The organism is Syntrophothermus sp., from assembly GCF_013314835.1.
GTDB lineage: Bacteria > Bacillota > Syntrophomonadia > Syntrophomonadales > Syntrophothermaceae > Syntrophothermus > Syntrophothermus lipocalidus.
Window position 1 is genome coordinate 1 of the sequence record NZ_JABUEX010000025.1, and the last position, 20,641, is coordinate 20,641.

Here is a 20,641-nt window from a genome sequence, read left to right on the forward strand (position 1 = left end):
CCTTTCTATCCTTCGGTTTTCTTTCTCAAAACCTAGGATAAAGGGCCCCACACCTTCTTGTCTACTATACCCCCTCCCTTACCTTGTCTTTCCCTCTACCTGTTTCACATGTGTCTGAACTTTCTCAGACCGTGTACCTAATTTTGTGTTTTACTAATATATGTTGCCGGCACCTTAACAACAGTTCAATCAAAGCGTTTTTCGGAACGTGGACTGCCTCGGTGTTGCGCCAAATCACTACGGGTTAGTAGCGGTTTAGTGTCCTGGATCCCGGCTAACCACTATTCTGGTCACCACGCCGTCCTGGCAATGAAAGGTTATGGTTCCTTGGCCATATGACCCGTAAACCAAGTCGTAGTCGACATCGTTTCCTTCCAGCATAACCTTTGAATAGTGCTCCCCATAAGCCTGAATAACTTTATCAATTCCGTCACCTATTTGGATTCCCCGGGCAGTATAAAAACCGGGACGGGTAGTATCGAAAATCCACACCGTATCCTGCTTTTTAGGGAATCTGAGGCGGAAATCTCTGCTTGGCGGCTCATACACGGTGCTCATTCCCAAGAACCGACCTTTTCCAAAGTCCCTTTCTACCCTGGTCAGGGTATCGGTTCCGACTCGAATAACCGCTGTCCCGTTTCTGATCGAAAAATCGTTTTCGTGTAGCTGTAGAGCTTCTTGGGCGTATTCTACGTGGGCTGTCGGGCTGGACAAAGTGATGCATAGCCCCGCTATCACTGCTATGAGCAGCAAACCGACAACCAACCAGCCTTCTCGTTTCCGGGTGTTCATTGCTTGCCTCCTATCGTGAGTTTATATAGTGCTTCGCCGCGGCAAAGGGCGATTCCTTCACTACCAGAACAGAACTTGCTGGAAAATCGGACAAGGCACCGGAGAAGAAGGTATTTATACCCCGGCGGTCTAATGTCTAATATAGAAACCGTATACTGAGAAGCTGATCCCGGGTTATCATGGGAGGGGTTGCTTGTTCTTTGGTGGGAATTATAACGATCTACCGATTACACATTGTAATTGACAGACTATGGGTATTGGCGAATAATTTTTAGTAGTGTCAGTGACTCCCGGTTCTGCCGTGGTTACGGGAGAGGAGAGGGGTAGAGATGTGGCTATTGTCGTGGTTACCGATAGCACCGCTTATCTTCCTCAGGCAGTAATAGATAGTTACCGAATTAAAGTGGTTCCGCTGAACGTTACGCTGGGGATGGAGGTTTTTAAGGAGGGAACAGTTTACTCCAACCGCGAGTATTACTGGCGTCTCCGATCGGAAAAAATCTTTCCCACAACGTCTCAGCCTTCTACCGGTGATTTTTACGAGGCGTTTTCCCAGACTGATCCAGGGGATACTATACTGGGTATTTTTATTACGAGTAAGCTTTCGGGCACTGCTCACACGGCGGAAATGGTCAAGGGGATATTTCCTGACCGTAGGATTTTTGTGGTGGACTCACGATGCACTGTCCTGGCCATGGCGTTTCAGGTATTGAGGGCATGCGAGATGGCGCAAGCGGGCTTTGCGATAGAAGACATCCTGGATGAACTGAAGAGGATACAGAGCCGTTTCGGCATATACTTTATAGTCGATGATTTGGAATATCTTTTTCGAGGCGGTAGACTGAGCAGGGTTGGGAAGCTGGTCGGCAATATACTGCAGATAAAGCCAATACTGTTCATTTCCCTTGATACTCAAGGGGCCATTCAAGTTTACGACAAGGTTAGGACCAAGGTCCGGGCTTTGGAAAGGATAGTAGAGGATTTCCGGCGGAGACTCGAAAAAGGGTTGATTGAAAGAGTGGGTGTTTGCCATGTCGACTGTCCAGAGGACGCGGCCCACCTGCAAGCGCGAATAGAGGCTTTGTGGGGGGCACCAGTACCGGTATACGAAGTAGGTCCGGTTATAGGGTCACACGTAGGGCCGGGTGCGATGGGAATATGTTATTACTAGTATTTTAGAGAGGGGTGGCACTGTGAATTGGTTGCGTAAGGCTATGTTTTTAGGGCTGGGAATGCTGTGCGTTGCTAAGGAGACAAGTGAAAGGATTATCAACGAACTGGTAGCTAAGGGCGAGGTCAGTGAAGAGGAAGCTAAGAAGTTTGTGGACGAGCTTTTGCAGAAAGGAGAAGAATACCGCCAGGAGGTCAAGGGGTTCATTCGCCAGGAGGTTGAGAAGCTCAGGGGTGAGTTGGGATTGGTGACCAAGTCTGAGATCGACGAGATTAGGGAGCGATTAGATACTCTCGAGAGAAAAGTTGAGAGCCAGTGAGGACGGACAGCAGGTGTCCGTCCCTTTTCTATTCCTTTATCGGTCGATGCGGTAGGGAGGTAAGTAGTTGAGAATCAAGCATTTGAATCACATGCAGCGTTACCGACAAGTGTTGAACATACTGGGTCGCCACGGTTTCGGGTTTGTGTTTGACCGCCTGCCTGTCAGGAATAGAAAGTCTAAAGAAACGCGGAAAGACACGTACCTCACAGGCCCAGAAAGATTACGTTCGGTTCTAGAACAACTAGGTCCTACTTATGTGAAGCTTGGGCAACTCCTCAGTACCAGGCCTGATCTGCTACCGGCAGAATACATAAGAGAACTGGAAAAACTGCAGGACAGCGTGCCTCCTTTTCCGTTTAAGCAGGTGCAACAGGTCTTGGACGAAGAGGGGTTGAGGACGGAGGATATTTTTGCCTCTTTTTCTGAGGAGCCTTTGGCCTCCGCCTCTATAGGACAAGTCCACGAAGCGGTTCTGAAAACCGGAGAAAAAGTGGTGGTCAAAGTACAACGCCCGGGGATCGGCAAAATCATTGAGAACGACCTGGAAATCCTCTATGAACTGATCGGGATGTTGGAAAAGCACACCAAGTGGGGGCGACTGTATCAGCTTACCGACATACTGGACGAGTTTGCCAATGCCCTGCGTAAAGAAATGGATTTTGCCCAGGAAGGTCGTAACGCTGACAAGTTCAGGGAAAATTTTCGTCAGAATCGCAACGTCCTTATTCCCAAGGTTTACTGGGAATATACCAGCCGCCGGGTGTTAGTATTGGAGTACATCGGCGGGGTAAAAGTGTCAGAGTTTGAGCGGCTGATACGGGCTGGTTTTGATCTAAAGCGAGTTGCAAACCACATTGTGGAGGCTCTTTTTCAGCAGATATACGAGCACGGGTTCTTTCACGCTGACCCGCATCCTGGAAACATTGCCATTGCTCCAGGAGAGAAGGTCATATTCTATGACTTCGGCCAGGTAGGGACTGTGGACGAGGTGTTGATCGAAAGGTGCATGGACCTGGTCATGGCCATGGTCCGTTACGATGTAAACGGGGTTACACGGGCTTTGCTTCAGGTAGGTATTGCTACCCGTCACGTTAACCGGGAGGAATTACGACGGGACGTGTCTCGCCTGCAACAGAAGTATTACGGAATGCCCTTTTCCCAGATTCGCGTGGGAGAAGCCTTGGGAGAATTGGTACAACTGTCCTTCAAATACCAGGTAAGGGTTCCGCCCGAGCTTTCTTTGATGGTTAAGATGATGATGACCATCGAAGGGTTGTTGAGCCGCCTGGATCCCGGTCTCAGCGTTGTTGAAATCGCTGAGCCTTACGGGAAGGCTATTCTTAAAAAAAGGTTTTCTTTGGACCGTATCAGGCAAGAGGCTTCAGAAGTCTTACTGGATCATTATATGGCTGCCCGCAACTTGCCCCGAGAAATAGAGTCGATTATGAACATGTTGGAAGAAGGGGAACTGAAGCTGAAGTTGGAACACACTAATCTGAACAGGTTACAGACGGTGCTCGATATCATATCGAACCGTATTTCCCTTTCAATTATTATCGCCTCGATCATAGTCGGGAGCTCGCTGATAGTTGCGGGCAACCGAGAAGGCTTTATCCCCGGAGTGCCATTGGTGGAGATCGGTTTTGCGACTGCTGTTGTGTTAGGTTTGTTTTTGGCGTACTCGATATTGAAAAGTGGCAGGTACTGAGTCAGGGCTTGTTGCTAAGCATTACATTTTCCCTCGGAAAGGGCCTTAATCAGTAACAGGCGGGACAGGGGAGAGCGTTATCGAACCTGGTGCTTTTGTTGTGGGCAAGTTTAATGCGAGCCCTTTTTTATGGAGACACGTGTGGATTTTCGACGGTAGCTCCGGGATAGTTTGAGGGTGTATCATAAAAATTGAGGGACTTTACGAGGGGGATGCGGTTGCTTTGATTAAGATAGGGGTAGGGGCCTTGGTGTTAGATGAAAACAGGCGAGTGGTTCTGGTTAAGCACGGCTACAGGAGTTACTGGTACGGGAGGTGGATTCTTCCGGGAGGGATGCTTGAGCCGGGCGAAACCTTGGTCGAGTGTGCCCGGAGGGAGGTGAGAGAAGAGACTGGACTGGAGGCTGAAATAGGGGACCACCTCATAACCTTCGAGCGCGTGGTTAAGGATAAAGACGGCGTCCGTCTACATGTCGTTTACATCGATTTTTGGGCTTATACTTCTTCCCGTGACTTGGTTCCTGGGGATGATGTCAAGGAAGCGATATGGGTTCCGGTTCAAGAGCTGAGTTACTACCATCAGGAGTTGCATCCCGACACCCGCGTCATACTTGAAAAAGCGGGGTTTATAGACAGGGGTGGGATACCAGGCCGTATGCTGAAGTGACGTAAATCCTACTGAGGGAAGGGTGGTAAAGGGTGGTTTCTTGGCAGATTGGAAATAACGTGCTGGAAATCGTACAAGGGGATATCACCGAACAAGATACGGATACGATTGTAAATGCTGCTAATTCCCGGCTCGCACCGGGGGGAGGAGTCTGCGGTGCGATTCACCGGGCCGCAGGTCCAAAGCTGGCCATGGCTTGTGCTCAGATCGGCGGCTGTCCCACGGGGGAAGTGAGGGTGACTGAGGGCTTCAATCTGAAAGCCAAGTATGTTTTTCATGCCGTAGGTCCGGTTTACCGGGGAGCACCTGAAGATGCCGAGCTCTTGGCTTCCTGCTACCGGGAGAGTTTGAAAAAAGCCGTGGAAATGGGTCTTGCCAGCATATCCTTTCCTGCCATCAGTACCGGAATTTTCGGGTACCCGATACGGGAAGCTGCAGAGGTAGCCTTGAACTCCATTGCCGAGTTTCTTCGGACCTGTTCCGCCGGGCTTAAGGTTCGCATGGTCCTTTTCAGCAAACCGGATTTCGAGGTTCACCGCGAGGTGCTACATCATTTAATGTCAGGCCGAGAAGGATAAGAAGAGAAAGCAGCACTTATACAGGAGAGTGGAAGTAAAACTAGCGTATTTGATAACGTGAACTGTTTCAACCGTGGCAGAGGGCAGTCGATAACGGGCGTCATCTGATACGCGCGGTCCTTGACCTGCTACTGACAGATCTACCTCTTGCCCTTTGACGGTTTTTAGCCACGGTTACAAGAACCCACAGGACGGCAAAGGCCAGGCTCAGGCGCAACCACCAGCCGGCCAGCCCCGGGGGAGGAGCGGGCCAGGCCTGACGGTTGACTACCGGCACCTTGCCAACCACCTTGCCCTTTTGTTTGAATACCATTTCTCCAACCTGAGTTCCTGAGGGGAAAGGACCGTGAACTGAATTCAGGTGCAGCTCTCCCACCGGGTTCGACTTGGTTCCTGTACTCACGACTATGCTCAAGTCTTTGGCAGCCACGAGGTCAATCTTCTTATCTTTCTCGACTTGTAGCACCGACACCAACTGGTTCTTTTTGGCGAGTCGGAGGCATTGAAAATGGCTGAATCCGTAATCCAGCAGAGCCACGGCGTCCTGTTCGGCTACGGATCCGCGCGGTTCGTCTAGGACAACCGCTATAAAAGACTGGCCATTGCGGGTAGCTGAAGCGATGAGAGTGTTGCGGGCTTCAGTCGTGTACCCGGTTTTCACCCCGTCTGCTCCCGGATATTTCCACAACAACTTGTTTTGATTAATCAAGGTAGTTTGCCAGTCTTGACCGTTCCAGGGACGGGTCTTGGTGGCTGCTATTTTTCGGAAGTCCGGGTTTTGCAATGCAGCGCGGGCAATCACGGCCAAGTCCCGACTGGTAGTGTAGTGATTGGGGTCAGACAACCCGTTAGGGCTTACAAAATGAGAATTTCTGGCCCCGAGAGCAGCCGCTTTCTCGTTCATGAGGCGGGCAAAGCCTTGCTGTGAACCGCCAAAGTGTTCTGCTATAGCCAATGCAGCATCATTACCAGAGTTCAAGAGCATGGCATAGAGGAGATTCTCGAGGGTTACCTCTTCACCTTCTACCAGGTATACCCTGGTGCCTTCTACCCGGGGTGGGTTGGGTCCTACCTTTATCCTATCGTTCAAGTCCCCTCTTTCGAGAGCGATTAAAGCAGTCAATACCTTGGTCAGACTTGCTGGAGCCATGCGCTGATCAGGATTCTTGGCCCATACGATCTTACCGGTAGTAGCTTCCATCAGCACGCAAGAAGGAGCCTGAACCTGAGGATTCTCGCTGGCCAACGCGAGTTTGGGATCGAAGCCCAAACTCAGAACCAAGCAAATCAATAAAACGCCAAAAGGGATGGTTCTCACTTTGCATGGTTGTTCGACCCCGAAAACAGTTTCATACTTGAAGAGAAATCGAATCCGGCCCAACATTTCCCGTTACGGACTCCTTTCTGATAACTGGTGTCATGCCAGTGCGCGGCTCGTTTAATTATAAAGGTTGATGACAAGGGTTGAAAAGCCAGTTTGTGAATATTCTCATATTGCTTGCCCGCTAGGAACGCTTGTTTTATGATTATATAAGCTAACATCCAGGTGAGGCGATACCATTGGGTTACTATGAAGAACACAAAGTGAACCCAAGAGTGTTGGTTTGGGGTGGCAGCCAGCGGGCGAAAAAGCTCGCCCGGGCCATAGCCAATCATCAGCCCGTGGTTTGGGCTTATCGAAAGCCTGTGCCCTTTTCAGGGAGAACTGTCGGGATTCAGACAATATGGGACAAGGATTTGGCCTATCTCAAGGGGAAAATAGGCCGCTTTACTGTGGGCTTGAAAGGGACGGAGGTTGAAGGGGTAGAGGTAGGAGCGGTGATATTAGTTCCGGATCCATCCCGACCGGTGTTGAATTTTCCAAGCTGTCATGAAGCAGCGGGCTACTCGGTCTTGGTTGCCCTTATGGGGGTATCCAGGAGAACATATTCGGAAGCGTTGCCTGAAGTGCTGAAACTGGCCGAGAGAAGCCGGGTGTGGGTGGTAACCGATGATATTCAGACAAGTTTCGACGGAGGAGAAGACCTGTATACGGAAGCTCGTCGCAGGGGAGTCGTTTTCGTACGCACAGATCGGGTTCCGTCAACAATTCCGATACTAGGGCTGGGGAGAAGGATTGAAGCTACGGTTTTTGACCGGGATTTAGGGCGTGAAGTGTGTCTGGAGGCCGACTTTTTGGTAGCTCCGGTTTGGGTACTGGGCGATGACATGTCGGTATACTTCAGTCGGTTGGGTTTGATGGATTTTGACTGGGGCGATTACCCAGGAGGAACCAACCGGGAAGGAATATATATCTTTCCAGACCCGGAGGGGTTCATGACTGAGGCGGAGGAAGAGACCGTTATCCAAGCCCTGGCTGCGAAAGTAGCAGTACTGGCCCGGGGGCGTATGCGGGGGGAGAAACGGTTCGAGATAAATGCAGAGCGGTGTGCATATTGCCTCACCTGCTACCGGAACTGCCCGCATATGGCCATAGAGTTTCGGCGGGATGACCGGTACGCAAATCTTTATGGAGAAGCTTGTTTCATAGATGATTTGTCTTGTCGGGGTTGCGGGCTCTGTTACACCTTATGCCCGGCCCAGGCGATAACTGAGATTGGTACGGAATCCCTGCCAAAAGCGAAGCCGGCGATACTGGCTTGTGAAAACGCGGCGGGGCTAGTTTTGAAACAAGCGGGGACAAAGTACGAATACCAGCTGTTCCCTTGTGCCGGCGCTATCGGCGAGAACGAGATGCTGCGAGTTCTGGCGGCCAACGGCGGGAAAAGGGACCTTTGGATAGTGACTTGCATTAAGGACAAGTGTGAGCACGGGCATCAAGACATGAAACTCCGAGGCAGAGTAGAAAGGCTGAATAATCTGCTGGCGAGACTGGGGATTGAGGCCCGGGTAAACCTGATGCGAATGTCGGCCGCGAACAGCCTGTCTAGGTTTGGGGTAACGGAGGAGAGAACATGATTGTCGGGCAACAAAAACCGGTGGAGGATTTAATCGCAAAACTGCAAGGCTATCACAGGATACTGGTCTTGGGATGTGGCGGGTGCGTAACTGTTTGTCAAACCGGAGGGGCCAGGGAAGCGGAAAAAATGGCCCACCTTTTGCGGATGGCATTGGGCCCAGACATCGAGATAGAGTGGGACAGTGTCGCTCGCCAGTGCGAGTATGAATTTTTGGATCCGGTGCGAGCAAGGCAGGATTCGTTTGATGCCGTTTTGTCTCTCGCCTGTGGGGTTGGGGTGCAGGCATTGGCAGAAGTCCTACCTGTGGTACCGGTCATACCTGGGTTAAACACGGTTTTTGCCGGGATGCCGGTAGCCGACGGGGTGTGGGAGGAGCGATGCCAGGCTTGCGGTGACTGTATCCTCGACCTAACCGGAGGCATCTGTCCAATAACCCGGTGCTCCAAGAGTCTGCTCAACGGTCCCTGTGGTGGTTCCCAAAACGGGAAATGCGAAATATCGGATACGGTAGATTGCGCCTGGCAATTGATATACGATCGGTTAGAGCGGCAGGGACGACTGGAGGTCTTGGAAAAACTGGTATTGCCTAAAAACTGGTCTAGGAGTCGGGATGGAGGCCCGCGCCGGATGATGAGGGAGGGGGTGGAGCCGCATGGCGAGGAGTAACTTGGAAAGAGTCATAACTGGCGGCCATTTCGCCGTAACAGCCGAGATCGGCCCTCCCAAAAGCTGTAACGCGGATTTCGTTCGCAAAAAGGCCAGGGCTCTGAAAGGGTATGCGGATGCTTTTAACGTTACCGACAACCAGACTGCCATCGTGAGGATGTCGAGCATCGCTGCCGGAGTAATAATCCAGAGCGAGGGGCTGGAAGCCGTTATCCAGATGACCTGTCGCGACCGTAACCGTATTGCCCTTCAGTCAGACGTGTTGGGAGCCGCTGCCTTGGGGATAAAGAATATTCTTTGCTTAACCGGGGATCACCAGAGTTTTGGCAACCACCCGGAAGCCAAGAACGTTTTTGACCTCGATTCCATCCAGTTGTTGTATGCGGTAAGGAACATGCGAGATCACGGACGGTTCATCTGCGGGGAAGAAATGAAGGTGCGCCCGGATATGTTCATAGGATGCGTAGAGAACCCTTTTGCCGACCCTTTCAAGTTCCGGGTCATCCGGCTAAAGAAGAAGGTGGAGGCAGGGGCTGAGTTTGTGCAGACCCAGTGCGTTTTAGAGATGGGGCGGTTTCGCGAGTTCATGAAGATGGTGGTTGAACAGGGGTTTCATGAACGGGTCGCGGTACTGGCCGGGATCATGCCGATAAAATCCGCGAAAATGGCCAGATACATGCAAAAGAACGTGGCCGGCATGATGGTTTCGGAAGACATCTGCCGGCGATTGGAACAGGCGAAAGATGTGGAAGAAGAGGCTATAAGAATTGCGGTGGAGCAGGTCCAAGAGGTCCGTGAGATTCCCGGGGTCAGGGGTGTACACCTCATGGCGGTGGCGTGGGAAGAGGTTATACCCGAAATAGTCCGGAGAGCCGGTCTCTACCCGCGTCCGTAAGTAGAGTATTTGGCCTGAACAATGGCCACAGATGCACACAGACCCGGCACTCAGCTCAAGCCTTGATAGATGAATATCGTTATCGAGAGAAGCTGGCACGTTGCACAATTTCGGCCAGCTGAGTGCCGGGCTGATATGCACAGATGGGCTTACGCTCACAAAAACATTTCTGGTTGTTTATTCTTGTAGTGTGACACAGCGAAGGGTGTCCTGAGAGTTTTCTGTTTGAAGCAGGCTACCCGTACAGATCGGTCAAAGGAATAGCGAAAAATAATAATAAATCAGTGTTAATCTGTGACCATCTGTGTTTATCTGCCCTGAAAAATAGAGTCTATTTTCCCGATTCTAGTGGTGACACCTTTAAGTGTCGTGAGGGTCTGTGGCAAAACAGGATAAACAACAATCAGTGTTAATCTGTGACCATCTGTGTTTATCTGTGGCTAGAAAAAGGTTTTAGGTGGTTGAGTATGCCGGAAGTGCTCATCATAGGAGGGGGAGTAGCGGGTTTAGAGGCTGCTCTGACCCTGGCCGAGCATGAAATCGAATCGGTCATAATTGAAAAAGAACCCCGCTTGGGGGGCAAGGCTTCTTTATACAACTGCAAGGCGGTTGATGGTGTATGCCAGGCCTGTGGGGCCTGTCTTGCCGGGCAGAGGGTTCGGGCAGTGGAGGAACAAGAACTGGTCAAGGCTCTAGTCGCTGCAAGAGTGGCCGGGATGAGAAATCTACAGGACGGCCTTGAAGTAGACGTGGAGACTCCAAACGGACGTTTGACCTTTCAGGTACGAGGCATCATCGTTGCGGCAGGAATTGACACTTTTTCCCCAGCACTGCGGGGTGAGTTCGGTTATTCCCGCCTGCCAGGGGTGGTTACCGCTCTGGAAATAGAGGGCATTATCCGCGAATCCCCGGAAATTCTGGGGGAAAGCCCTCGCTTGGCCTTTATTCAGTGCTTTGGGTCGAGAGAAGTAGGAGCCGGTGTTCCGTACTGTTCGCGAGTATGTTGTTTATATGTACCCAAGCTGGCGGGGCTCGTGAAGGGGGAGCTACCTGGGAGCCGCGTCGATATATATTTCATGGACCGGCAAAGGTATGAGGCTTTGTATCGGCCGAAGACCTCATTTTGCACCCATATTCGGGCTATGCCGTCTAAGATTCACCTCATAGGTAGTAAGGAATTGGAGGTTATCTATGATGACCCCGAGACCAGAAAACCGACAGCAAGAAGGTATGATTGGGTAGTATTGTGTCCGGCCCTAGTTCCTGGGAAAGACCTCCCAAGCTTAGCGTCGTTGTTAGGACTTGGAACCGGCCGGGGCGGGTTTTTGCAGGTTGGAGCGGGAGGTACTACTAACCGAGACCGGGTCTTGGCTGCCGGTGCGTGCACGGGTCCCATGTCCATAATAGAAAGCATTGCCAGCGGTCGCGCTGCTGCCGGAAAGATGGCTTCCGAGCTGAGGCGACAGAGATGACTGAGGAAATTTAGGCCCGGGGAAAAAGTTTTTTTACCTGTTGACGGTACAAGCGGCCAAGTGTTAGTATTAATTTTAACATTAGAGCAGAATACAGCTATCACGATGAATGGGAGAGTAGTCGGCAAACCTTCATCCCAGAGAGCCGGGCCAGGTGAAAGCCGGTATGAGGTTGCAGATGAAAGCCCCCCAGGAGTGCCGGTGAAACCGGGGTCAAGGTCAAGCCGGACGGCAGCCCACCGTTAAAGGGTAAGAGCGGGCTTGTATGCCAATCAGGGTGGTACCGCGGGAACAACTCTCGTCCCTTGTCCGGATGAGAGTTTTATTTTTTATATGGGGATCGAGACACATCGATCGAGGAGGTAACAAGTAAGATGAGCGTTGAGCGCGACAGGGAGATCGAACGTAAGATACTGAAACTGTACGAGAAGGACGCAACTGCCAGCCATCAGCGGATCGCGACCATGTTAGGTGTGTCCGAGGAAGAGGTAAGCGAGACTGTTGCACGGTTGAAGAAGGAAAAAATCATTCTCGGGTACAACGCAGTCATAAATTGGGACAAATGGGGAGACAACGGGGTAACAGCCATGATCGATGTTAAAGTCACCCCGGAACGGGGGGTTGGTTTTGACAGCATCGCGGAGAGGATTTCTCGATTTCCGGAAGTGAGATGCGTGTATTTGATGAGTGGGACTTATGACCTTTCGGTGGTAGTGCACGGCGAAAACTTAAAAGACATCGCTATGTTTATTTCCGATAAGCTGGCTCCTTTAGACGGAGTCCAGAGTACCGTAACTCACTTTGTTCTCAAACGCTATAAACAGGACGATTTCTTGCTGAGTGATGAAGAAGAAGACCGGAGATTGGTGGTGAGCCCATGAAGAGCATGAAAAAGTATGTTGCCGACACTGTAAGTTCGATTCCGCCTTCAGGTATCAGGCGGTTCTTCGACCTGGTTTCGCAGTCACAGGGGGTTATTTCATTAGGGGTAGGAGAGCCCGATTTCGTCACCCCTTGGCATATCAGAGAAGCTTGCTGTTACTCTTTAGAAAAAGGTTATACCATGTACACATCTAACCAGGGACTGTTGGAGTTGCGGGAAGAGATTGCAGCCTATATGTATCGGACCATAGGTGTCAAGTACGATCCTGAAGAAGAAATACTGGTGACCGTCGGGGTTAGCGAAGCGGTGGACCTGGCGTTAAGAGCCTTGATTAACCCGGGGGACGAGGTCTTGATACCGGAGCCTTCTTACGTGTGTTATGGTCCGATTACCTCTCTGGTTCACGGCAAGCCAGTAATGCTAAAGACTACGGCCGAAAACGAATTCAGGCTTACGCGCGAACAGTTGGTGGCTGGCCTGAGCCCGCGGAGCAAGGTTTTGGTACTCCCGTATCCCAACAACCCCACCGGGGGCATCATGGGATGGCAAGACCTGGCTGATCTGGTAGACGTGATCGTAGACAATGATCTCATAGTGGTGTCGGACGAGATTTACGGCGAACTGACGTACAACGGCAGGCATGTATCCATAGCCTCGTTACCCGGTATGAGAGAAAGGACCATCGTGTTGAACGGTTTTTCCAAGGCTTTTGCCATGACCGGGTGGAGAATAGGTTACGCTTGCGGAGACGGTGACCTGATAGCGGCTATGACCAGGATTCACCAGTACAGCATGCTGTGTGCTCCTATCATGTCGCAGATGGCAGCTATCGAAGCTCTGCGTCACGGTGAACATCAAATGAGGGAAATGATTCAAGAGTATGACTACCGGCGCAGGGTGATAGTGAAGGGTATGCGCGACATCGGCCTGGACTGTTTTGAGCCGCGGGGCGCCTTTTATATTTTCCCCTCGATTCGGGGAACCGGCATGAAAAGCGAAGAATTTGCCGAGAGGCTGCTGATGGAAGAAAAGGTAGCGGTAGTTCCGGGAAACGCTTTTGGCGAGTCGGGAGAAGGCTTTGTGCGTTGTTGTTATGCTGCGAGCTTGAACAACATCGAGGAGGCCATTGAAAGGATGGGTAGGTTCGTGGAAAGGAACAGGATAAGGGCAGCCGAATCGGGGCGGAGATGAGTCGAATGACCTTGAATAGTGCGAGATAAATGCGATATTAGACAGGAGGATTACCGGCTAAACAGATAGAACCCCTCTTAGTGTAAAAGCAAAGGGGGTTCTATTTATGTTCTTAGAAATGAGTGCCCAAGAAATAGCTCTTCTTTCGAAGTTCAATCTCCTTCACCCTCAGACTAAGCAGGAGATTCAGGAGTACATGAATTACACCCTTTTCAGACAGTACCAGCGTGAGCTTTACAATGCCTTGCTTGCCAGCGCTGCTATCAGCAACGGGCTGAATCAGATCGTGCGCATGTGTGAGCGCGAAGAAACCGATGCCGAAGAGATTTTAACCAAGCTAAAACAGGTGAAGTTCTATTTCTATCAAACATACGAAAGAGTAAAGACTAAATATGAAGGAGTACTCGTGGCCATACATGCTGAAGACAGCCTGCTTGATTTGGGGAGGATTGGATTTGAAAATATCTTGGAAGCCATATACTCTAACGACAAGCAACAGGTGAGAAGAGAGACCGAAGAGTTTATAGGAATGTTGAGAAAACTGGCCAACCGCGGTGACAAAAGAAGGATAGTAGCCGTTTGACGTTGAAAACACTATAAGAAAATCAAACAGGCAGGTTGAATGCTTAGCAGATGAGAATACTGCCTACCTAGCAGAAGGAGAGAAGCGGATGAAGCTGAGGTTTTTGGGAGCGGCGCGAACTGTAACCGGTTCTTTTTTCTTTATGGAAGTGAACGGCATAAGATTTGCCATAGATTGCGGCATGTTTCAGGGAGGCAAAGAGGTAAGAGAAAGGAATTATCAGAACTTCGTAATAAATCCCAGAGATCTAGAATTTTTGATCCTTACTCACGCTCACATCGATCATTCCGGTCTTATTCCCAAATTGTGCAACTTAGGGTTCAAGGGTCCCATTTATTGCACGTACGCGACTGCAGAACTGGCAAGTATCATGCTGCCCGACTCGGGGCATATTCAAGAGATGGAAGTCGAGCGAAAGAATCGTGGTTTGACAAGGGCAGGAAAACCGGTTCTGCGTCCTATATATACCGTGGAGGAAGCTGAGAAGTGCTTATCCCAGTTTAGACCTGTCAACTACGACGAAATGATTTCTCCGGTCAAAGACATTCAATTCCGGCTGCGGGATGCCGGACATATTCTGGGGTCGGCATTGGTTGAGTTGTGGGTAACAGAACCACAAGGGACTATTAAGGTGGTCTTTACCGGGGATATAGGCAGGGTAAATCAGCCTTTCGTAAAGGATCCAACTCCCATCGAAAACGCGGACTACCTGGTTATGGAGTCTACTTACGGGAACCGTTTGCACCAGCAAAACTTTGACCGGCAGGATATGCTGAGAGAGGTCATACAGTACACGATGGCTAAAGGAGGAAATCTCATAATCCCGTCTTTTGCCGTCGAGCGGACTCAGGACCTCCTTTTCGATTTAAGCGTTCTCTACCAGAAAGGGGAACTCTCACCTGATATCCCGATCTATATAGACAGTCCTTTAGCCATTGCTGCTACGGAAATATTTAGAAAAATGGTGGCAAGTTGGGACGATGAAACCAGGCTTATGCTTTACCAGGGTAAGGACCCCCTGGATCTGCCGAATCTCAAGTTTTCCCGTACCGCCCAGGAGTCAGCCAGGTTAAACGAGACGTCGGGGGGGACAGTCATTATTTCCGCTAGCGGGATGTGCGATGCCGGACGAATAAAGCATCACCTCAAGCACAACCTATGGCGGCCGGAGGCCACTGTACTGTTCGTGGGGTACCAGGCTGAGGGCACCCTGGGTCGCCGGATTCTTGATGGCGAAAAGCTGGTTCGCATTCATGGAGAAGAAATAGTGGTGAAAGCCGACATCAGGGTGATAGAGGGTTATTCTGCGCATGCTGACCGCATAGGCCTCCTTTCGTGGCTCAAGCATTTCAAGAACATGCCAAGCGGTGTTTTCCTGGTACATGGCGAGGAGGATGCACTGCTATCTCTAGCTGAAGCGGTTCGGAAAGAATTAGGTCTTCGGGCTGCAATACCCAACTGGCTTGACGAAGTGGAACTTGTTCCTCGGGTGGAAAGCAAGGCAATGGGGGTTGAGGCAGGACTGGCGGACCAGAAAGAGCATCTAAGCGAGGCTCTACAGGCAGAGGAAATGTACCTCAAGGTCAGGTTAAAACTAAACGAAATGTTCCAGCAACACTGGCAAAGAGGAGATTACCAGAGCATAATCGAGTATCTCAGCAAGATAGATAACACCTTTTCCACCTGAGTCCTCCGGGTACAGGCATGTTTTCTCGGTGTCTTCGATGTTGTCGGTGATTATTGGCTCGGGCGAAGGGGGACTGGTCATTAGGCGAATAAATTTAACGAAAGTCATGGCAGACAATGGGCGATTAGGAACCAATCACACAGCTGAATTTTGTCTTTTTTTGTAGCTATTCTGCGGTTGTTGGTGCATGTCTGCTGTGCTATAATGCACCTACCCAGACATAAAACGAGGAACTGTAACGTGTGAGTTGTGCCTTCAGGAGGATGGATTATGGGCGCTACGGACGCCACAATGGAGTTGCTGCGGTGGGGGTTTGTACAGATACCTGCCGCGCTTTATTATTATGCAGGAGAATTGGACTTGGACGCCGAAGACATCGGCATTTTAGGAGCATTCTTGTACACGTATTGTTGCCGTTCGAAGCCGCTGTGGCAGAGAGGACTTGAAATCGGGCAGGTTATGCAGTGTTATCCTTCACTGAGCAAGAGCAAACTTGCTTGGAGGCTGTCAAAATGGGTTAGGTTGGGATTGGTCGAAGTCGAAGAATCGACATTAGGTGGCGAGTTTAGAACGAGACGGGTTTTTCTTGAGCCTCTTTGGAGCAAGCTCGAGGAAATGGTCATAAGGGATCATCCTGAACTTGATAGCCTTGGATGGAGAGAAAAAGAGTTGTTGCGGCAGGAACTGCAAGCCAAGAGCCAGCGGGTTCATGAATTGGAAAGGTTGCTGGAAAGAGGAAGGGCAGGGCTGGACCAGATTTCAAGCACGGCGAACAAGGAACTTAGAGTGGTTATTGATTTCATCGAACAGAAAACCGGGAATCTGGTTAGTCCGGAGATGTATAAAGAAGCGAATCGATGGCTGGATGAGCTGAAGTGTCGTCCCGAATACGTTATCATGATGCTGGAACTGTGCTTTGAGAGAAAGATATACAATCCGCGCGAAATCACGGCCATTGCTAGGGGGCTAAGGGAGGCTTCTATCTCTAACTTGGGCGGGATGGAGGACTATTTCCGGCGGATAGTAGACAAGCCTGGTTATTCGCGGTCGCGCCGGCAAGACTTTGCGGTCGAGATGGCCGAGCTCGGCAGCTTTACCGGAATTGATATGCAGGCCGAGGCCAGGAGAAACATGTACGAAAAATGGAGAGTGCAGTGGGGCTTTTCCCACGAGGTGATCATGAAGGCCGGGGAGATCATGTGCCAGCGAACCAGAAGCGGTGGTCTCGAATACATGGACCGGGTACTGGCCAACTGGAGGGAGAAGGGCATTACCACGCCGGAAGAGGCAGAAAGGGAAACCAGTGAGTTTAAAAACCGCAAGCAGAAACGGGATTCTCGTGCCAGTGCACCCAAGACGATAAGCACGGCTAAAGACAAGGATGAGGTCGAGATATTCGTAGTTCCGCAGGTGCTGGAGGAATTGAAGAGCAAAGTTCCAGGATAGCCTGCATCTATCGGGGATGAAAAGCAAGGACGATATGGATCCGGAGAGAGTCCCGCCCAGCGGGACGTTTTTATCATTGTTGCTCTACTTCTACGTCTTGAAATCAGTGACCATCAGCGAAGATCTGTGTTTATCTCTGGCTATTCAAAGTTGCCGTTTTTAGAAGGGGATACGGGAGATGGCGGTAAGACGATTTGTGCCGGAAGAAAGGCTCTCCGACTTGGAGAGCGAACGCCGGGTTATTTCTGCCATGTTGCACTCCGAGGAAGCGTGTATTGAGGCTTATGACTCGCTGAAGATGCAAGACTTTTACCACCCTAAACACCAGGTGGTATTTGAGCTGGTATGTAGCCTGTATGAACAGGAAATACGGCCGACCTATGTCGAGCTGCTTAAAGAAGCCCATAAACTGAACCTTTTTCGTGATCCCCGTGATATTGAAGAGCTGAAATACATAGTCGAACACTTTATCGATGATGAAAACGTCCGCTACTGGATTAAACGGGTAAGGGATAAGTCACGGCTCCGTAAATTTGAAGCTTTTCTGCGCCATTACTACCAGGTACTGATAGAGCGGGAAGTCGACGATGTCGAGCAATTGCTCATGGAAGCCGAAGGAGATCTGACCAATATTACGGCACTTGAAGTCGACGACAAGGTGGATACGCCTTACGACCTGGCTAGCCTCGGTTACCAAGAGGTAGAAAGGCGGTTTCTGAGGTATAAGGAAATTCAGGAAAAACACCGCGGGGTCATACCGTTGGACGGGCTCACTACCGGGTTTGACACGCTGAATCACATTACTTTAGGATACAAGCCCGGAGACTTAATCATAGTAGGAGCCCAAACCGGTCACGGGAAAACGGCTTTTGCTCTCCACACTGCCCTGGCAGTGGCGGTAAGGCAGCACCACAACATTTTGTACCTGAATACCGAAATGAGCCGGGTACAGATAGCCTTGCGTTGGGGTTCTATCCTTTCTAACATCGAGCAAGACCTTATCCGTCGCGGCGACCTGACGGAGAGCCAGCTGTCGAGGGTTCTGCAGGGATATTCCCTTTTACGGGAAAGTGGGTTCTACTCGTATCCATGCCCCAATTTGACCCCCGAAAAAACCATATCTATAGCCCGTAAATTCAAGGTGCAACACGACATAAAGCTGATGATCCTTGACTATGTAGGCAGGATGGACAAGATAACCAACAACTTAGCAGAATGGCAGGTTTTGGAACAAATTGTCAAAGCCCAGAAGATGTTAGCCCAGAACCTCAATATTGCCGTAATGTGTCTGGTTCAGTTAAATGAGGATGGTACACTTCAGGGGGCTAGAAGGATGAAGAACGAGTGCGATCTCATGCTCAAGTTGCTTCCCATTTCCCGGGAGGAGATGGAGGAAAACGAAGAGCTCAAAAAATATAAACGGGCTAACTATTACCTCTACATCGACAAGAATAGGGACGGCATCGGCGGGGTGTATATTCCGATCTACTTTGATAAGGCCAGGCAGACCATGCACGATGCGGAGAGGGTTTCCCTGTGACCTGGGGATTAACGAACCGGAGGAAACAGATTCAGGCCGAATTGGCAACTCTTATATACGAGTGTCACACCCAGGGGCGATTGTCGCCCGAAGAGATGATGTGTCTCTTGGATATCTTGGCGGCGCTTTTGGATCAGGGTGACACGGAACTGGCTAACCTTTTACGGAGGTGGGCAAGCAGCGGAATGAGGGAGAAGGACGCGCTCGACATAAACGAGATCATCAGAGTGACTTTGGTCAATACCGACTGGAAGGACGCGTTTGCACGTGCTAAAGGATTGGAATTGATTCGAGATTTGGTGTCAGAGCTGGAAAAGGAAAAGGAAAAGGGGTAGGGTAAGCAAGCCCTATCCCTTTTTTGTTCACAAGAGCCTGGTGACCGAAGACTCTCTTGACGGCTTTCGTATAAAACGTCCGCCTGTTGTCGCCAAGACCCCGAAAAGGCGTGTTTGTTTATCGGCTAACTTTGGCTACGGTTACTGGATTTGCAGTTTCTTAGCCCGGCTGCGGTACTCTTTAGTTTTCGGGATCCTCACCTCCAGGATACCGTTGCGATAGGAGGCAGTGCTGCCTTCGGTGCTGATATAATGGGGCAAGGGCACGGTTCGGTAGAACCTGCCAAAATAGCGTTCCGACCTGTGGATGCCGTGATCCGATATGTCTCTTGTTCGTTTTATTTCCCCTGAAAGGCTCAGCTGGTTGTCGGTTATGGAGACGTCGATATCGTCTTTGGATTCAACGCCTGGTATCTCGGCGGAGACAACGATCTCGTTGTCGGTCTCGTACATATCAATTCGGGGAAGCTGGGTCGTTCGCGGAAAATCGAACATGTTTTCCAGTTCCATAGCCAAGTTGCGCCAGGGTAGGTTTTCCCTGAAGGGACTCCAGCGCATTAACGACACGTTATCACCTCCTTTGAGTCCTGAGCTTGTGATTAGTTTTGCTGGCGAAAGACCAAAATATTCGCTAAAATCGGAGGTAAGTTGCAGGATTAACACCGGTGAATGTCTAAGAAATTCTACCAACAACTGCTGTAAAAAGAGCGGGCTGCGTCGCGCTCTTGCGTGGGCAGGGGCAACAGGCGGGATAGTCTTTTGATATCGACAAACGGTGGATCGAATTCACCAGCGACAGAGTAATTGCAAGAGAAACCGTCGCGGGCTTGTATTCATAGGGAAAGGGGTGATGGCATGGACGCTTGGTTGCACGAGGGGCATACTAAAGGGTACACGGTGAGCTGGCGCCTGCGCGACGTGATTCATGTAGAGAAAACGCCTTACCAGGAGCTGGCCATTGTGGACACCTATGAATGGGGCAAGGCTTTGGTACTAGACGGGTGTATTCAAACCACCGAGGTAGACGAGTTCATATACCACGAGATGATCACTCACGTGGCAATGATGGCCCATCCCGAACCCAAGAGAGTGTTGATAATAGGTGGTGGAGACGGAGGGGTATTGAGGGAGGTTCTCAGGTATGATTCGGTTGTAGCGGCGGACTTGGTGGAAATAGACGCACGGGTTGTCGAGAATTGCCAAATTTATTTGCCTGAAATTGCCTGTGGCTTTTCGGATTCCCGGGCTAACATCATCATAGAAGATGGTTTACAATACGTTAAGAAACCAGAAAGGAAGTACGATGTAGTCATCGTGGATTCGTCAGACCCCGTAGGTCCAGCGGTAGAGTTATTTGGGGCTGCCTTTTATCAGGATGTATGCGCCATCATGGAAGAAGACGGGATCATGGTGGCCCAAGCAGAATCTCCGCTTTTTTTTAGAGACACGTTCGTACAGGTATTTTTGAATATGCGCCAGGTATTTCCCATCGCGCGTGTTTATCTGACCTCTGTACCCACGTACGTTAGCGGTTACTGGGCGTTCGGCGTGGGCTCCAAGAAGTACCGGCCAGAGGAAGTTGCAGAAGGGCGCCGTACGGTGGGCGGATTAAAGTGGTACACACCCGATCTTCACCGTGCAGCCTTTGTTCTGCCCCGGTCTGTCAAGGAAAGCCTTGAAACCGCGGCTGAGGCTAGATGAGGACAGATATCGAATTGGTTGGAGAAGGTCGGCGAAGAAGTATA

General features: G+C 50.5%; 20 protein-coding genes and 1 other annotated feature. Of the genes, 17 read left to right on the top strand and 3 right to left on the bottom strand.

Going from position 1 to position 20,641, the window contains the following annotated elements:
- Nucleotides 1-255 precede the first annotated feature (255 nt).
- Entirely contained in the window at nucleotides 256-792 is a 537-nt protein-coding gene (locus HPY90_RS08950; RefSeq protein ID WP_013175567.1) for a hypothetical protein, read from the bottom strand.
- A 331-nt stretch (nucleotides 793-1,123) separates the two neighbouring features.
- Here HPY90_RS08950 and HPY90_RS08955 point away from each other — a divergent pair, with 331 nt between their 5' ends.
- From HPY90_RS08955 to HPY90_RS08975, 5 genes are all read left to right on the top strand, one after another.
- Nucleotides 1,124-1,963, top strand: coding sequence for a DegV family protein (locus tag HPY90_RS08955; protein ID WP_287193780.1), 840 nt, complete (start codon nucleotides 1,124-1,126; stop codon nucleotides 1,961-1,963).
- Nucleotides 1,964-1,985: 22 nt separating this feature from the next.
- Nucleotides 1,986-2,282 carry a phasin family protein gene (locus HPY90_RS08960; protein WP_013175565.1) on the top strand — a complete coding sequence of 99 codons (297 nt, stop codon included), beginning with the start codon at nucleotides 1,986-1,988 and terminating at the stop codon, nucleotides 2,280-2,282.
- A 67-nt stretch (nucleotides 2,283-2,349) separates the two neighbouring features.
- Nucleotides 2,350-3,993, top strand: a complete 1,644-nt coding sequence (locus tag HPY90_RS08965; RefSeq protein ID WP_287193782.1) for an ABC1 kinase family protein — start codon at nucleotides 2,350-2,352, stop codon at nucleotides 3,991-3,993.
- A 223-nt stretch (nucleotides 3,994-4,216) separates the two neighbouring features.
- A complete protein-coding gene (locus tag HPY90_RS08970; protein WP_287193783.1) occupies nucleotides 4,217-4,660 on the top strand; it encodes an NUDIX hydrolase in 444 nt (147 codons plus the stop codon).
- Nucleotides 4,661-4,692: 32 nt separating this feature from the next.
- Nucleotides 4,693-5,238: a macro domain-containing protein gene (locus tag HPY90_RS08975; protein WP_287193784.1), complete on the top strand. Its 546-nt coding sequence runs from the start codon at nucleotides 4,693-4,695 to the stop codon at nucleotides 5,236-5,238.
- A gap of 100 nt (nucleotides 5,239-5,338) precedes the next feature.
- Here HPY90_RS08975 and HPY90_RS08980 read toward each other — a convergent pair whose 3' ends face one another.
- A complete protein-coding gene (locus HPY90_RS08980) occupies nucleotides 5,339-6,622 on the bottom strand; it encodes a serine hydrolase (RefSeq protein ID WP_287193785.1) in 1,284 nt (427 codons plus the stop codon).
- Nucleotides 6,623-6,798: 176 nt separating this feature from the next.
- Here HPY90_RS08980 and HPY90_RS08985 point away from each other — a divergent pair, with 176 nt between their 5' ends.
- The 11 genes from HPY90_RS08985 to HPY90_RS09035 all read left to right on the top strand — a co-directional run bounded on the left by HPY90_RS08985 (nucleotide 6,799) and on the right by HPY90_RS09035 (nucleotide 18,896).
- Nucleotides 6,799-8,196 carry a 4Fe-4S binding protein gene (locus HPY90_RS08985; protein WP_287193787.1) on the top strand — a complete coding sequence of 466 codons (1,398 nt, stop codon included), beginning with the start codon at nucleotides 6,799-6,801 and terminating at the stop codon, nucleotides 8,194-8,196.
- Nucleotides 8,193-8,864 carry a methylenetetrahydrofolate reductase C-terminal domain-containing protein gene (locus HPY90_RS08990; protein ID WP_287193788.1) on the top strand — a complete coding sequence of 224 codons (672 nt, stop codon included), beginning with the start codon at nucleotides 8,193-8,195 and terminating at the stop codon, nucleotides 8,862-8,864. Before HPY90_RS08985 ends, HPY90_RS08990 begins: the two co-directional genes overlap by 4 nt.
- Nucleotides 8,851-9,759 carry a methylenetetrahydrofolate reductase gene (locus tag HPY90_RS08995; RefSeq protein ID WP_287193790.1) on the top strand — a complete coding sequence of 303 codons (909 nt, stop codon included), beginning with the start codon at nucleotides 8,851-8,853 and terminating at the stop codon, nucleotides 9,757-9,759. The genes HPY90_RS08990 and HPY90_RS08995 overlap by 14 nt, the downstream gene beginning before the upstream one ends.
- 467 nt (nucleotides 9,760-10,226) lie before the next feature.
- Nucleotides 10,227-11,231: an FAD-dependent oxidoreductase gene (locus tag HPY90_RS09000; RefSeq protein ID WP_287193792.1), complete on the top strand. Its 1,005-nt coding sequence runs from the start codon at nucleotides 10,227-10,229 to the stop codon at nucleotides 11,229-11,231.
- Nucleotides 11,232-11,327: 96 nt separating this feature from the next.
- Nucleotides 11,328-11,540: a binding site (T-box leader), on the top strand.
- Between the two features lie 65 nt (nucleotides 11,541-11,605).
- Nucleotides 11,606-12,112 carry an Lrp/AsnC family transcriptional regulator gene (locus HPY90_RS09005; protein WP_013175556.1) on the top strand — a complete coding sequence of 169 codons (507 nt, stop codon included), beginning with the start codon at nucleotides 11,606-11,608 and terminating at the stop codon, nucleotides 12,110-12,112.
- A complete protein-coding gene (locus HPY90_RS09010; protein WP_287193794.1) occupies nucleotides 12,109-13,305 on the top strand; it encodes an aminotransferase class I/II-fold pyridoxal phosphate-dependent enzyme in 1,197 nt (398 codons plus the stop codon). The genes HPY90_RS09005 and HPY90_RS09010 overlap by 4 nt, the downstream gene beginning before the upstream one ends.
- Before the next feature lie 106 nt (nucleotides 13,306-13,411).
- The gene (locus tag HPY90_RS09015) at nucleotides 13,412-13,888 is read left to right on the top strand and encodes a hypothetical protein (protein WP_013175554.1); all 477 of its coding nucleotides are present in this window, start codon (nucleotides 13,412-13,414) and stop codon (nucleotides 13,886-13,888) included.
- 88 nt (nucleotides 13,889-13,976) lie between these two features.
- On the top strand, nucleotides 13,977-15,575 hold the full coding sequence (locus tag HPY90_RS09020) for an MBL fold metallo-hydrolase RNA specificity domain-containing protein (RefSeq protein ID WP_013175553.1): 1,599 nt from the start codon (nucleotides 13,977-13,979) through the stop codon (nucleotides 15,573-15,575).
- Between the two features lie 270 nt (nucleotides 15,576-15,845).
- Nucleotides 15,846-17,021 carry a DnaD domain protein gene (locus tag HPY90_RS09025; RefSeq protein WP_287193797.1) on the top strand — a complete coding sequence of 392 codons (1,176 nt, stop codon included), beginning with the start codon at nucleotides 15,846-15,848 and terminating at the stop codon, nucleotides 17,019-17,021.
- Between the two features lie 178 nt (nucleotides 17,022-17,199).
- A complete protein-coding gene (locus HPY90_RS09030; RefSeq protein ID WP_273698444.1) occupies nucleotides 17,200-18,561 on the top strand; it encodes a replicative DNA helicase in 1,362 nt (453 codons plus the stop codon).
- Nucleotides 18,558-18,896 carry a hypothetical protein gene (locus HPY90_RS09035; RefSeq protein ID WP_287193800.1) on the top strand — a complete coding sequence of 113 codons (339 nt, stop codon included), beginning with the start codon at nucleotides 18,558-18,560 and terminating at the stop codon, nucleotides 18,894-18,896. The genes HPY90_RS09030 and HPY90_RS09035 overlap by 4 nt, the downstream gene beginning before the upstream one ends.
- Before the next feature lie 141 nt (nucleotides 18,897-19,037).
- On the opposite strand, the gene HPY90_RS09040 is transcribed toward HPY90_RS09035, so the two are convergent.
- Entirely contained in the window at nucleotides 19,038-19,454 is a 417-nt protein-coding gene (locus HPY90_RS09040; protein WP_242649152.1) for an Hsp20/alpha crystallin family protein, read from the bottom strand.
- A gap of 297 nt (nucleotides 19,455-19,751) precedes the next feature.
- On the opposite strand from HPY90_RS09040, the gene speE reads away from it, so the two are divergent.
- The gene (gene speE / locus HPY90_RS09045; protein ID WP_287193802.1) at nucleotides 19,752-20,597 is read left to right on the top strand and encodes a polyamine aminopropyltransferase; all 846 of its coding nucleotides are present in this window, start codon (nucleotides 19,752-19,754) and stop codon (nucleotides 20,595-20,597) included.
- The last annotated feature ends 44 nt before the right edge of the window (nucleotides 20,598-20,641 follow it).

Coding starts and splice junctions, on each gene's coding strand:
- HPY90_RS08950 (WP_013175567.1), bottom strand. CDS start 792: ATGAACACCCGGAAACGAGAAGGCTGGTTGGTTGTCGGTTTGCTGCTC.
- HPY90_RS08980 (WP_287193785.1), bottom strand. CDS start 6,622: ATGTTGGGCCGGATTCGATTTCTCTTCAAGTATGAAACTGTTTTCGGG.
- HPY90_RS08990 (WP_287193788.1), top strand. CDS start 8,193: ATGATTGTCGGGCAACAAAAACCGGTGGAGGATTTAATCGCAAAACTG.
- HPY90_RS08995 (WP_287193790.1), top strand. CDS start 8,851: ATGGCGAGGAGTAACTTGGAAAGAGTCATAACTGGCGGCCATTTCGCC.
- HPY90_RS09000 (WP_287193792.1), top strand. CDS start 10,227: ATGCCGGAAGTGCTCATCATAGGAGGGGGAGTAGCGGGTTTAGAGGCT.
- HPY90_RS09005 (WP_013175556.1), top strand. CDS start 11,606: ATGAGCGTTGAGCGCGACAGGGAGATCGAACGTAAGATACTGAAACTG.
- HPY90_RS09010 (WP_287193794.1), top strand. CDS start 12,109: ATGAAGAGCATGAAAAAGTATGTTGCCGACACTGTAAGTTCGATTCCG.
- HPY90_RS09015 (WP_013175554.1), top strand. CDS start 13,412: ATGTTCTTAGAAATGAGTGCCCAAGAAATAGCTCTTCTTTCGAAGTTC.
- HPY90_RS09020 (WP_013175553.1), top strand. CDS start 13,977: ATGAAGCTGAGGTTTTTGGGAGCGGCGCGAACTGTAACCGGTTCTTTT.
- HPY90_RS09025 (WP_287193797.1), top strand. CDS start 15,846: ATGGGCGCTACGGACGCCACAATGGAGTTGCTGCGGTGGGGGTTTGTA.
- HPY90_RS09030 (WP_273698444.1), top strand. CDS start 17,200: ATGGCGGTAAGACGATTTGTGCCGGAAGAAAGGCTCTCCGACTTGGAG.
- HPY90_RS09040 (WP_242649152.1), bottom strand. CDS start 19,454: ATGCGCTGGAGTCCCTTCAGGGAAAACCTACCCTGGCGCAACTTGGCT.
- speE (WP_287193802.1), top strand. CDS start 19,752: ATGGACGCTTGGTTGCACGAGGGGCATACTAAAGGGTACACGGTGAGC.